The sequence below is a fragment of the Pseudomonas lurida genome, assembly GCF_002563895.1.
Taxonomy (GTDB): Bacteria; Pseudomonadota; Gammaproteobacteria; order Pseudomonadales; family Pseudomonadaceae; genus Aquipseudomonas; species Aquipseudomonas lurida.
The window spans coordinates 2,477,435-2,490,023 of the sequence record NZ_PDJB01000001.1; the positions used below are offsets into that span (position 1 = coordinate 2,477,435).

The 12,589-nt window shown below is 61.6% G+C and carries 8 protein-coding genes and 2 pseudogenes; 6 read left to right on the forward strand and 4 right to left on the reverse strand.

What is annotated here, in order from left to right; all coding sequences use genetic code 11:
* Positions 1–55: 55 nt before the first annotated feature.
* Complete coding sequence (locus ATH90_RS11420) at positions 56–721, reverse strand: response regulator (RefSeq protein WP_069023189.1); 666 nt, start codon at positions 719–721, stop codon at positions 56–58.
* The gene (locus ATH90_RS11425) at positions 696–4,079 is read right to left on the reverse strand and encodes an ATP-binding protein (RefSeq protein WP_098466286.1); all 3,384 of its coding nucleotides are present in this window, start codon (positions 4,077–4,079) and stop codon (positions 696–698) included. Before ATH90_RS11425 ends, ATH90_RS11420 begins: the two co-directional genes overlap by 26 nt.
* Before the next feature lie 314 nt (positions 4,080–4,393).
* Here ATH90_RS11425 and urtA point away from each other — a divergent pair, with 314 nt between their 5' ends.
* The 6 genes and pseudogenes from urtA (at position 4,394) to ATH90_RS11455 (ending at position 10,603) form a co-directional block, all read left to right on the forward strand.
* Positions 4,394–5,602 (forward strand): urea ABC transporter substrate-binding protein, encoded by a 1,209-nt coding sequence (gene urtA, locus ATH90_RS11430; RefSeq protein ID WP_043274194.1) that lies wholly within the window; start codon positions 4,394–4,396, stop codon positions 5,600–5,602.
* Positions 5,603–5,774: 172 nt separating this feature from the next.
* Positions 5,775–6,692: an urea ABC transporter permease subunit UrtB gene (gene urtB / locus ATH90_RS11435; protein WP_069023195.1), complete on the forward strand. Its 918-nt coding sequence runs from the start codon at positions 5,775–5,777 to the stop codon at positions 6,690–6,692.
* Between the two features lie 10 nt (positions 6,693–6,702).
* Positions 6,703–7,865, forward strand: a pseudogene (gene urtC, locus ATH90_RS11440) (urea ABC transporter permease subunit UrtC).
* Complete coding sequence (gene urtD / locus ATH90_RS11445) at positions 7,862–8,620, forward strand: urea ABC transporter ATP-binding protein UrtD (RefSeq protein ID WP_025855702.1); 759 nt, start codon at positions 7,862–7,864, stop codon at positions 8,618–8,620. Before urtC ends, urtD begins: the two are co-directional and overlap by 4 nt.
* A gap of 10 nt (positions 8,621–8,630) precedes the next feature.
* Complete coding sequence (urtE, locus tag ATH90_RS11450; RefSeq protein ID WP_098466287.1) at positions 8,631–9,320, forward strand: urea ABC transporter ATP-binding subunit UrtE; 690 nt, start codon at positions 8,631–8,633, stop codon at positions 9,318–9,320.
* Positions 9,321–9,496: 176 nt separating this feature from the next.
* Positions 9,497–10,603, forward strand: coding sequence for a hypothetical protein (locus ATH90_RS11455; protein WP_141537475.1), 1,107 nt, complete (start codon positions 9,497–9,499; stop codon positions 10,601–10,603).
* 136 nt (positions 10,604–10,739) lie between these two features.
* On the opposite strand, the gene ATH90_RS29920 is transcribed toward ATH90_RS11455, so the two are convergent.
* Both ATH90_RS29920 and ATH90_RS29925 read right to left on the reverse strand, forming a co-directional pair.
* A complete protein-coding gene (locus ATH90_RS29920) occupies positions 10,740–11,798 on the reverse strand; it encodes a methyl-accepting chemotaxis protein (protein ID WP_420884288.1) in 1,059 nt (352 codons plus the stop codon).
* 66 nt (positions 11,799–11,864) lie between these two features.
* Positions 11,865–12,380, reverse strand: a pseudogene (locus tag ATH90_RS29925) (MCP four helix bundle domain-containing protein); the annotation flags it as partial.
* Positions 12,381–12,589 lie beyond the last annotated feature (209 nt).

Here is a 12,589-nt window from a genome sequence, read left to right on the forward strand (position 1 = left end):
CCACTTAAATGCAAACTGACCCGCCGCTATCGCAGGCAAGCCAGCTCCCACATTTTTAGATTGCAGCCAACGCGACTGACGTGGCCGCTGTGCGAGTCTCCACCCCCAACTTCACATACACATGCTCCAAATGCTTGTTCACCGTCCTTGGGCTCAACCCCAGGATATCGCCGATATCCCGATTGGTCTTGCCGCACGCCACCCAGCGCAACACTTCCACCTCGCGCTCGGTCAATTGGAATCGGGCCGAGAGCAGCCTTTGCGCCGGGGCATCTTCCAGCGTCAGCACACTCGGCTGTTGCGCCTCCCGCGCGGACAACAAAATCCGCGACGTGCGCAAATGCGCCGCCACCCGCGCCAGCACCTCGTCGGTCTGGATCGGCTTGGTCACGTAGTCACTGCCACCCACTTCAAAGCCCTGCACCACGTGCCGGGTGTCGGTCAGCCCGGTCATGAACACCACCGGGATATCCGCGCTGGCGGGTTGCGCCTTGAGCCGACGGCAGGTTTCGAAGCCGTCCAGGCCGGGCATCATCGCGTCCAGCAGAATAAGGTCCGGACGTCGGCGTTGCACGCGGTTCAACGCGCTGAGGCCATCGAGGGCCACCAGGACCATGTAGCCGGCATCGTCGAGGGCGTCCGAGAGCATCGCCAGGTTATCCGGGGTGTCGTCCACGATCAGCACGACACCGGGTTCAGTGCTGCGGGTGAGTGCATTCATCTTCGGCCTCCTTGAGGGTTCGGTTGAGTTCATCCAGGCGGAAACCCTTGAGCAGCCCGCGTACCTTGCTGATGAAAGGCTCGGTGTCGGGCTGGTGCGCAAGGAGGGTGTCGAGCTTTTCGTGCAGGCCGCGCACGTAACCGATGGCGCTGAGTTCGGCGAGGATGGCCAGGTCTTCCGGGCTGGGCAACACGCTGGGCGGTGGGGGCGGCACCAGGCTCTTGGTACGCCGTAGCCACTGCAGGTCCAGGTGCTGTTGCAGGCGCCCGAGCAGCTCCGGCGTGTGCACGGGCTTGGCCAGGTAGTCGTTGCACGCGGCGGCGATGCTGCGTTCGCGGTCGTCGGTGAAGGCGTTGGCCGAGATCACGATGATGGGCGCGGTGGACAGCGCATTGCGGCGGATCAAGCGACTGGTTTCGTAGCCATCCAGGGTTGGCATCGACAGGTCCATCAGGATCAGGTCCGGCGCCAGCAGCGCCACCTGGCGGATCGCGTCCTGGCCATTGCTGGCCTGGATCACTTCGAAACCCAGTGGCGTGAGCATGCCACTGAGCACCTTGCGATGGTCCACATGGTCATCCACCACCAGGATGCGTCGTCGCTCCCCTTGATAACCGATGATGTCGTGCTCCACATGCACCACGGCCTGCGGCGCACGCACCTGGGACAGGAACAGCCGCACCTGGAAGCAGGTGCCCTTGTCCAGCTCGCTGGTCACCCGCAGCTCGCCGCCCATCAATGACGTGAGCATGCGCGTGATGGTCAGCCCCAGGCCCACGCCGTTATCCTGGCGCATCAGGTCGCCGCGTTCGAACGGCTGGAATATCCGCTCCAACTGCCCTGGATCGATGCCGATGCCCGTGTCGATAATCTCGAAGTTGGCGGTCTCGCGCATATAACTGACCCGCAGGCGCACCTCGCCGCTGTCGGTGAAGTTCACCGCGTTGCCCAACAGGTTGATGAGGATCTGGCGCACGCGTTTTTCATCGCCGCGCACCACCGCCGGGATCTTGCCCACGCAGTCCAGGCGAAAGCGCAGGCCCTTGTCCCGTGCTTGCGGGGTGAACATCTGTTCCAGGTCGTGGAGCAACTCGGGGAAGGGGATTTCAGTCGGTTCCAGGCGCAATTTGCCGGCCTCGATCTTGGCCACATCCAGCAAACCATCGATCAATGACACCAAGTGCGAGCCGCTGCGCAGGATAGTCGCCAAGGCATCCTGGTGCTGCTCGGGCATGGCGCTGTCGCGCTGCAGAATCTGGGTGAAGCCCAGAATGCTGTTGAGCGGCGTGCGCAGTTCGTGGGACAGCCCGGTGACGTAGCGGCTCTTGGCGGCATTCGCGGCCTCCGAGGCTTCCTTGGCTTGCTGCAGGGCCTGGTCGGTGAGGCTGTGGGCGTCGATCTCCTGCATCAGCAGCAGGGTCTGGCGGTCGGATTCCTCTTGGGCCACACCCCGGCTTTCGCGGGTCAGCACCACCCACCAGGCGAGCACGGCGGCCAACACCGAGAGGGTCAGGAACGCCTTGAAGAACGCCTGGTACAAGGTCTCCGAATGGGGCAAGCCCTGGGCCGCCTGCATGTAGATCAACGCCAGCGCGCCGGCGAGCATCAGTACCAACGCCAGCAAAAGCCCCAGGTAATGGGCCAGGCGCGTGTGCAGGCGCGGCATCATCGTGTTCGGCAGCAACCAGCGCAGCACGCCTTCGAACTGGGTGACCAGGCGGGCGTGGGGTTTGCAACGGTCCCCGCAACGCGCATCCAGCGAACAACACAGCGAGCAGATCGGCGTGCTGTAGGCCGGGCAGAACGCCATGTCCGCGGTCTCGAACGGGTTGCTGCACAGCCCGCACACCGCGTGGGTCGCGGGTGCGATCGGGTGAATCAACTGTATGTCGCTGGTGCGGGCGATGTAGTACTTGCCTTTGGTCAGCCAGGCCAACAGCGGCGCCATCACCAGTGCGGTGCCCAGCGCGACGAAGGGTGGTGCCGCCTGGGCCAGGCTGCCGAACAGGCCGAAGTGGGCAAGGATCGACAGCAGCGACGCAATCAGCATCGAGCCGACGCCCACCGGGTTGATGTCGTAGAGGTGCGCGCGCTTGAACTCGATGTGCCTGGGCGACAGGCCCAACGGCTTGTTGATCACCAGGTCCGCCACCAGCGTGCCGATCCAGGCAATCGCGATATTGGCGTAGAGCCCCAGCACCTGGTCGATCACGTCGAACACGCCCAGCTCCATCAGCATCAGTGCGATGGCTACGTTGAACACCAGCCACACCACGCGGCCGGGATGGCTGTGGGTCACGCGGGCAAAGAAGTTGGACCAGGCCAGAGAACCGGCGTAGGCGTTGGTCAGGTTGATCTTCATCTGCGAGATGAACACGAACAGCACCATGGCGCCGAGGGCCCATTCCGGCGAGCTGAACACGTAGCGGAACGCGACCAGGTACATCTGCGTTGGCTCGGCGGCGCGTTCCATGGGGATTTCATGTTGCAGCGCCAGGAACGCCAGGAACGCCCCGGCGAACATCTTCAACGCGCCGGGGATGATCCAGCCGGGCCCGGCGCAGAGCAGGGCGGCCCACCAACGTTTGCGGTTGGCGGCGGTTTTTTCCGGAAGGAAGCGCAGGTAGTCCACCTGTTCGCCGATCTGCGTTACCAGCGACAACGCCACGGTGCAGGCGGCACAGAAGGCCAACAGGTTGAAGCCGCCGCCATCGCCGCTGCGCCCCACAAAGCTGGTCCAGTCGCTGAAGGCGTCGGGGTTCTTCCATGCCACAAAGCCATAGGGCAATAGCAGCAACAGCAGCCAGATCGGTTGTGTCCACAGCTGCAGGCGGCTGATCAGGGTCACGCCGTACGCCACCAGCGGGATCACCAGCAGCGAGCAGATCACATAGGCCAAGGCGAGCGGGATATGAAAATACAGCTCCAGCGCCAGGGCCATGATCGCCGCTTCCAGGGCAAAGAACAGGAAGGTGAAGCTGGCGTAGATCAACGAAGTGATGGTGGAACCGATATAGCCAAACCCCGCGCCACGGGTGAGCAGGTCCATGTCCACGCCGTAGCGCGCCGCGTAGTAGCTGATGGGCAGGCCGGTGAGAAAGATCACCACGCTGATGGCGAGGATCGCCCAGAAGGTGTTGGTGAAGCCGTAGCTCAGGGCCAACACGCCGCCGATGGCTTCCAGCGCCAGGAACGACACGGCGCCCAGGGCGGTGTTGGCAATGCGCAGTTCCGACCACTTGCGAAAGGACTTGGGGGTATAGCGCAGGGCGTAGTCCTCCATGGTCTCGTCGGCGACCCAGGTGTTGTAGTCGCGGCGGATCTTGACGATGCGCTGGGTGCCGGGAGGAGGGGGCATGGTGGGAGAACTCCGGAAAGAGGACGGGTGTGAGTGAGCAAGTTCCATGCCCCGGAAGGCGCCGCAGATCCAAATGTGGGAGCGGGTTTGCTCGCGAATGCGGTGGGCCAGCGTGTCCATCAGTGACTGAATACACCGCGTTCGCGAGCAAGCCCGCTCCCACACGGGATCTGGTGGTGGGGCGGGCGGGATCCTGCGCCGAAATGGTGCGCAGCGGCATACGTCAAATGACGTACACCGTTACGTCAGGCTGCGTATACCCGCGCTGGCCCGCTGCCGCCATGCTGAACCCCTCATTGCAGAGGAGTCGCCCCATGGCACCACGATTGATCCGCTCCAAACCGCTGTTGGCCCTGTCGTTGCTGGCGGCCGCTCTGTTCAGCCAGGGTGTGCTGGCCGATAACGAAGGCCTGGCCGTGACCCCTACCGAAGTCACCGTCGGCCAGTTGCACTCGGCCACCGGGACCATGGCGATTTCCGAAACCGGCTCGATCCAGGCCGAGCGCCTGGCGATCGAACAGATCAACGCCTCGGGCGGGATCCTTGGACGCCAGATCAAGGTGATCCAGGAGGACGGTGCTTCCGATTGGCCAACCTTTGCCGAAAAAGCCAAGAAGCTGCTGGTCAACGACAAAGTCGCCGCCGTGTTCGGCTGCTGGACGTCGGCCTCGCGCAAAGCCGTGCTGCCGATCTTCGAGAAAGAAAACGGCCTGCTCTACTACCCAACCTTCTACGAAGGCCTGGAACAGTCGAAAAACGTGATCTACACCGGCCAGGAAGCCACCCAGCAGATCCTCGCCAGTCTCGACTGGATCGCCAAGACCAAAGGCGCCAAGACCTTCTACCTGGTCGGCTCCGATTACATCTGGCCGCGCACTTCGATGAAGATCGCGCGCAAGCACATCGAAAACGTACTGCACGGCACAGTGGTCGGCGAAGACTACTACCCGCTGGGCAACACCCAATTCGGCTCGCTGATCAACAAGGTCAAGCTGAAAAAACCTGACGTGGTGTTCGCAGCAGTGGTGGGCGGCTCCAACGTGGCGTTCTACAAGCAACTCAACGCGGCGGGCGTGAACGCGTCCAAGCAGACGCTGTTGACCCTGTCGGTCACCGAGGACGAACTGCTCGGCATCGGCGGCGAAAACATGGCCGGTTTCTACGCGTCGATGAAGTACTTCCAAAGCCTGGACAACCCTAACAACAAAGCCTTCGTCGAGGCCTTCAAGGCCAAGTACGGCAAGGACGCAGTGATCGGTGACGTGACCCAGGCAGCCTACCTCGGGCCTTGGCTGTGGAAAGCGGCGGTGGAGAAGGCTGGCAGTTTCGACGTGGATAAAGTAGTGGCCGCGTCGCCAGGCATCGAGCTGAAAACGGCGCCCGAAGGCTACGTGAAGATTCACGAGAACCATCACCTGTGGAGCAAGTCGCGTATCGGCGAAGTGCAGCCCAACGGCCAGTTCAAGGTGATCTACGAGTCGGATCTGATCGAGCCGAACCCGTTCCCCAAAGGCTACCAATAACCCAAGGTCTGGCATTGATCTAACGGTGGGAACTGGCTTTGTGTGGGAGCAGGCTTGCCTGCGATGCAGGCGACTCGGTTTTGCAGTTGAACCGAGGTGATGCCATCGCAGGCAAGCCAGCGCCTAAATAAAGCAGATTGCACTTCAACTTGGCTCTCAGGAGACCATCATCATGGAATGGCTATCGGAATTTGGAGCCATCGCGGCGATGCAGGGGTTCAACGGCTTGTCCGTGTTCTGCGTGCTGTTGCTGATGGCATTGGGGTTGGCGATCATCTTTGGCCAGATGGGCGTGATCAACATGGCCCACGGTGAATTCCTGACCATCGGCGCCTACACCACCTACGTGTGTTCCAGCCTCACGGCGCACTTTGCGCCAAGCTTTCAACCCTATTACTTCTTCTTCGCCATTGCCCTGTCATTCCTCGTCGCTGGTGCCATCGGCTGGCTGGTGGAATGGGCGATGATCAGCCGGTTGTACAAGCGGCCGCTGGACACCTTGCTCGCCACCTGGGGCTTGTCGCTGGTGATGCAGCAGACCTTCCGCTCGGTATTCGGCGCCCGGGAAGTCAGCGCCGAACCGCCGGCCTGGCTGATGGGCTCGGTGAACTTCACCGATGCCATCGAGATTCCACGCAACGGGTTATTCATGATGGCCCTGACCCTGCTGCTCACCGCTGCGATCTTCCTGATGCTGTACCGCTCACGCTGGGGCTTGCAGGTGCGCGCCACGGTGCAGAACCGGCTGATGAGCCGTGCGGTGGGCATCAATACGCGCAAGGTCGACCGCATGACCTTTGCCTTGGGCTGCGGCGTCGCCGGTGTGGCCGGCGCGGCATTCACCACCATTGGCTCCACCGGGCCGACGGCAGGCTCGCAGTACATCGTCGACACCTTCCTGGTGGTGGTGTTCGGCGGCGCGCAAAGCCTGTTCGGCACCATCGCTTCGGCCTTCGTGATTGCCCAGACCCAATCGCTGTCGGAGTTTTTCCTCAGTGGCTCGATGGCCAAGGTGCTCACCTTGTCGTCGGTGATTCTGATCCTGATGCTGCGCCCGCAAGGGTTGTTCTCCATCAAAGTGCGCAAGTAGAGGCGACCGGATGAAGGCTTTAGACAAGCTGCTGGGCGGCCAGCAAAACCTGATCGGCATCGTGTTGCTGGCGCTGTTGATCCTGGTGGTATTCCCCCTGACGCTGGATGCGTTCCGCCTGAACATGGTCGGCAAATACCTGACCTACGCGTTTGTCGCGGTTGGCCTGGTGTTGTGCTGGGGCTACGGCGGCATTCTCAGCCTGGGGCAGGGCGTGTTCTTTGGCGTTGGCGGCTACTGCATGGCGATGTTCCTCAAGCTGGAAGCCTCGGACCCGGAGAGCACCAAGATCCAGTCCACACCGGGCATTCCTGACTTCATGGACTGGAACCAGATCACCGAGCTGCCATGGCTGTGGCAGCCGTTCCACAGTTTGAGCTTCACGCTGGTGGCGGTGATCGCGGTGCCGGTGCTGCTCGCGTTCATCATCGGCATGGCGCTGTTCAAGCGGCGCGTGGGCGATGTGTATTTCTCCATTGTCACCCAGGCGATTGCGCTGATCCTCACAGTGTTGATCGTCGGCCAGCAAGGCCTGACCGGTGGCGTCAACGGCATTACCGACCTCAAGACCCTGCTCGGCTGGGACCTGCGCACCGACAGCGCGAAGATGATCTTGTACTTCATCAACGCGGGGCTACTGTTCGGCTGCATCTTCATCGGCCGTTTCATCCTCGCCTCCAAGCTGGGTCGGCTGCTGATGGCGATGCGCGACAAGGAAGAGCGCGTGCGTTTCTCGGGGTATGACGTGGCCAGCTTCAAGATCTTCGTGTTCTGCGTGGCCGCCGCGTTTTCGGCAATTGGCGGGGCGATGTTTGCCTTGCAGGTAGGCTTTATGTCGCCGTCGTTCGTCGGCATCGTGCCGTCGATCGAGATGGTCATCTTTGCGGCGGTGGGCGGGCGCATGTCCTTGCTCGGTGCGGTGTATGGCGCACTGCTGGTGAACTACGGCAAGACCTACTTTTCCGAGTCCTTCCCCGAGCTGTGGCTGTACCTGATGGGGGGCTGTTTATCGCGGTGGTGATGTATTTCCCCAACGGTCTCGCCGGGTTGTGGGAAAGCCACGGGCGCCAGGCGTTGGCGAAACTGTTACGGCGCAAACCGCTGGCGCCGACCCCGGTGAATCCGCCGGTCAAAGCCAAGGCCAACACCAAGATCCTGGAGACCCAGCCATGACCGCCGTCGGCTTTGAGATGAAAAAACCGGTGCTGGCCATCGAAGGCCTCACGGTGTCGTTCGACGGTTTCAAGGCCGTCGACAACCTCAACCTGTATATCGACCGCAACGAAGTCCGCGTGGTGATCGGCCCCAACGGTGCCGGCAAGACCACGGTGCTCGACCTGATCTGCGGCAAGACCCGCGCCACCAGCGGCAGTATCCAGTTCGACGGGCAAGAGCTGACCAAGATGCGCGAGTACAACATTGTGCGCGCCGGCGTCGGACGCAAGTTCCAGAACCCGTCGATCTACGAGAACCTCACGGTGTTCGAGAACCTGGAGATGTCCTACCCGGCCGGGCGCAAGGTGTGGGGTGCGCTGTTCTTCAAGCGCAACGCCCAGGTGATCGCCCGGGTGGAGGAGGTGGCGCGGGAGATCTTCCTCGGCGACCTGCTGCAACAGCAGGCCGACCTGCTGTCCCACGGGCAAAAGCAGTGGCTGGAAATCGGCATGCTGCTGATGCAGGACCCCGAGTTGTTGATGCTCGATGAGCCGGTGGCCGGCATGAGCGTCAACGAGCGCGCACAGACCGCCGAACTGCTCAACCGCATCAGCCAGGGCCGTTCGGTGCTGGTGATCGAGCACGATATGGAGTTCGTCAAAAGCATCGCCCACAAGGTCACGGTGCTGCACCAGGGCAAGGTGCTGGCCGAGGGCAGCATGGAGTCGGTGCAAAGCAACCCGAAAGTCATCGAAGTGTATTTGGGCCACTGAGGAGCCGCGCATGTTCAAGATCGACCAGTTGTCCTGCGGCTACGGGCAGAGCCAGATCCTCCACGACCTGGACCTGAATGTGGCCAAGCGTGAAATCGTCGCGGTGATGGGCCGCAATGGCATGGGCAAGACCACCTTGTTCAAGAGCCTGATGGGCATCCTGCCGCAGTGGAAGGGCCAGGTGAGTGTGGATGGCCACGATGTATCGGCGCTGGAGACCCATGAGCGGGTAGAGCGCGGCATCGCCTATGTGCCTCAGGGCCGCATGATTTTCCCGAGCATGACGGTGCTGGAAAATATCCAGACCGGCCTGCCGGCGTCGGCCCGGGGCAAGGTGCCGGAGGATCTGTACGCGCTGTTCCCGGTGCTCTACGACATGCAATCGCGCAAGGGCGGCAACCTGTCTGGCGGCCAGCAACAGCAACTGGCGATCGCCCGGGCACTGGCGACCAACCCCAAGGTGCTGTTGCTGGATGAACCGACGGAGGGGATCCAGCCGTCGATCATCAAGGACATTGCGCGCACGTTGAAGGAGATTCGTAACCTGCGGGAACTGACCATCGTGGTGTCGGAACAGGTGCTGTCGTTTACCCTGGAAATCGCGGATCGCTTCCTGGTGATCGAGAAGGGCCGGTTTGTGATCGAGGAAACGCGGGATCGAGTGGATGAGGCGACGATCAGTCGGTACTTGTCGGTGTGAACGTTCGGTGAGCTGATCTACATCGGGTGAATGCCGGTAAGTTTTCCTGCACGTAAGTGTTGGGTTTACCTATGTCATTGGAACCGTTGCCCTTCATGGGGCCACAGATGGGCGTCGACAAAGTGCCAATCGAGTGTTGGTCAATTGCGACGCATTCAACCATCTAAGGTATTGCTATGTTTAATACTCAATACGGTCAAACCCCGCCCTTTCATTTCAATAGGTCGCCGGCTTCTGATGTGCGCCAATCCTCGTGGGAAGGCCAAGCTCAAACTCACTCAAGAGCGATGGCGGCGCGGGATTTTTCCAATAACTTTAGATACTTCCAGGGCCCTACCGGGTTCGTCACGCCGGCCGACGTCGAGCAGATTGCCAATCGTCCGCTGACCGGCAACCCGTTCCACGATCAAATGACAATGCTGGCCAGGTTCATCCTCAGCGACGCTGAAATGCAGCACTTGCTCGATGCAATCAACCATAACGGGCAGGAGGATGGGCTGATCAGCCAGGGTGACGCCGATGAGGTGGCTGCCTATTACGCTCAGCAAGAATCACCGCCCGGGCGTGAGTTGCCTGGGCGCTATAACGGCAACTTCCAGAGCCAGCGCCTGAACAATCAATTCGCCCCGCAGGACACCTGGCAACCTGTGGGCGCAAGTCAACGGGGCGACGCGGCGCAGGCCTCCGACCATCGCCCGTACGCCAACGATACGAAGGAGGCGTTCTGCGAAAGGGTGCTGGCACGTTTCAGTTCCTTTGAAGACCCGAGCACTCCGGGCCTGATCACCGATAAGTCGCTCAATGCGGTTGCCAGCGGATATCGCCTGGATGGCCAGCCCGCCACGCAGGCCGAGATAGATATAGCCACTGAAATGCTTGAGCGTCGTGGCAAGTTGTTCAAGACCCTCGATAAGGGGCGCAGCGGAGAACTGAATGGAGCGTTCTCCAGGCAAGACTTGGGTGATGCGTCGGACGAGTATCAAAGCATGAGTGATAAAGCACTTATCCTGAAGATCAAGGCAAACTTCGAGCAGTACACCAAGACACCCGGTGCGGGCTTGGCAAGTTTTGACGACTTGCAGGAAGCGGCTGGATTGAAACCGACCACCAGGTGTTTCAGCGCTGAGGCTGTGGCGGCGGCTCGTGAGCTCCTGCTGCATCGTCCTGAGCTCCTGCGACCGTTGGATATTGCTGGAGACAACGACAGGAACCCAGACGGAAAATTTGGCCATGGTGATATGGATAACCTGGCGGCCACGTCGTCGGATGCACCTCGTTGCTAACGCTGAACAAGGTCGTCGCATCGGACCGTGCTCAGGTGGACCGGCACACCGGTGACACCTGAGGTGGGTGCTCTTCGGAAACGGTCTACTCGGCAGACCGTTTCACCCTGACCATGCAGATGAAACGCGACAAACGCTAGGCCACGTTGAAAAACGCCACCTTGGTGCTCAAGCGATCCGCCAGCTCCGCCAGTTCGTGGTTGGCGTTTTCGACCTGCTCGGAACCGGCCGCCGATTGCACGGTGGAGCTGTGAATGCGCGTAACGTTCTGCGCCACTTCTTCTGCAGCGACGCTTTGCTGCACCGAGGCACTGGCAATCTGCGCGTTCATCGCGTTGATCGCGCCCACTTCCTGGCTGATCTTGCCCAGCGCCACTTGCGAGTCACGGGTTTGCGCCACGGTGACCTGGGCCAGGCTGCGGCTGCGTTGCATGATGTCGGCGGCGCCCTGGGTGCCGGTTTGCAGCTTGCCGATCATGTCGCGGATTTCCTGGGTGGACTCTTGGGTGCGCGTCGCCAGGGAGCGCACTTCATCGGCCACCACCGCGAAGCCTCGGCCGTGTTCACCGGCGCGTGCGGCTTCAATGGCGGCGTTGAGTGCCAGCAGGTTGGTCTGGGCGGCGATGGCGTTGATCACTTCGATCACGGTTTCGATGTGCTCACTGTCGCTGGACACCTGGTTGACCCGGTGGGTGGCCTCGTCGAGGATCGTCGCCAATTCCTCGATAGCCACGCTCACTTCGCCCACCAGGCGGTGGCCGCTGTCCACTTCGGCGTCGGCCAGGATCGTCGCCTTGGACGCAGCGGAAGCGTAGCCCGAGACTTCGCTGACCGAGGCGGCCATTTGCGTGATCGCGGCCGCAACGTGCTGGGCTTCGCTGGTTTGCAGAGTGATCTGCTGGCGGTTGTCACTGGCTACCGACAACAGCGTGACCGAGGCGTGGCGCAGCGCCTGGGCTGCCGAGCGCACTTCGGTGATGGTGTCGCCCAGGCGTGCCAGGGCGTTTTTCAGGATGCCCATCACGCTGTCGGGGTAGCGGGTGTCGATGGGCTGGTTCAGCTCGCCATTGGCCAGGCGGCGGATCGCCTCGGCGACTTCTTCCGGCTCGGCACCGAGGGTGGCCTTGACCTTGCGGATAATCAGCAGCGACACCAGCACGCTCAAGATAATCGCGACGGCGCTGGCCAGCACCATCAGCACGGCAAAGTTGCTGGCGGTCGATTGCACGGTGTCCAGGCGTTGCTTGATTTGCGCTTCTTCGAAGTCGATCAGCGCATTCACGCGCTTGAGCCACTCGGTGTAGTGGGCCGAGGCCTGGACCAACAGCAAGTCCTGGGCGCCGGCGATGTCATTGCTGCGACGCAGGGTGATCACGCGTTCGGTGGAGGCCAGCGCCTGGGTCTCGATGGCCTTGATGTCGCCCAGCAGGCGGGTCTCCTCGGCGCTGGCGGCGGTGTTGGCGAACAGGCGATCCATGCTCGCTGCGGAGTCCTGGTAATCGCGCTTGAGCTGGTCGATCTCGGCCAGGTGGCGGTTGAGCGTCGGCTCATCCTTGACCAGTACCGCGTCGCGAATGGCGATGGCGCGGTTGTGCACGCTGCCACGGAAGTTGATCGCGTAGCGCTGGACCACGGCGGCTTTTTCACCGACGTCCTTGAGTGTGCTGTCGATAAAACCCACGCGTTGAATACCCACGGCGGTGATCAGCACGAGTAGCGACAGGGTGGACGCGAAGCCCAGGCCGATGCGCATCGCCAGCGAGACAGGTTTTTTCATGGAAAGCTCGATATAGAAGGGGTTAAAGGTGATGGCTAAACGCTATCTTGTGGTGAAATCTAACGACCCGTCGGCCGAGCGTCCAATCAGTAAATACTGAAACCGTCATCGAGCGAATTGATGGAATAAAACCGCGACAACCTCGTTCATACGTCATCCAACGTATTTCCCGTTTTCCCTGGCCGCCCGAGACTGGATCTCACGCACCC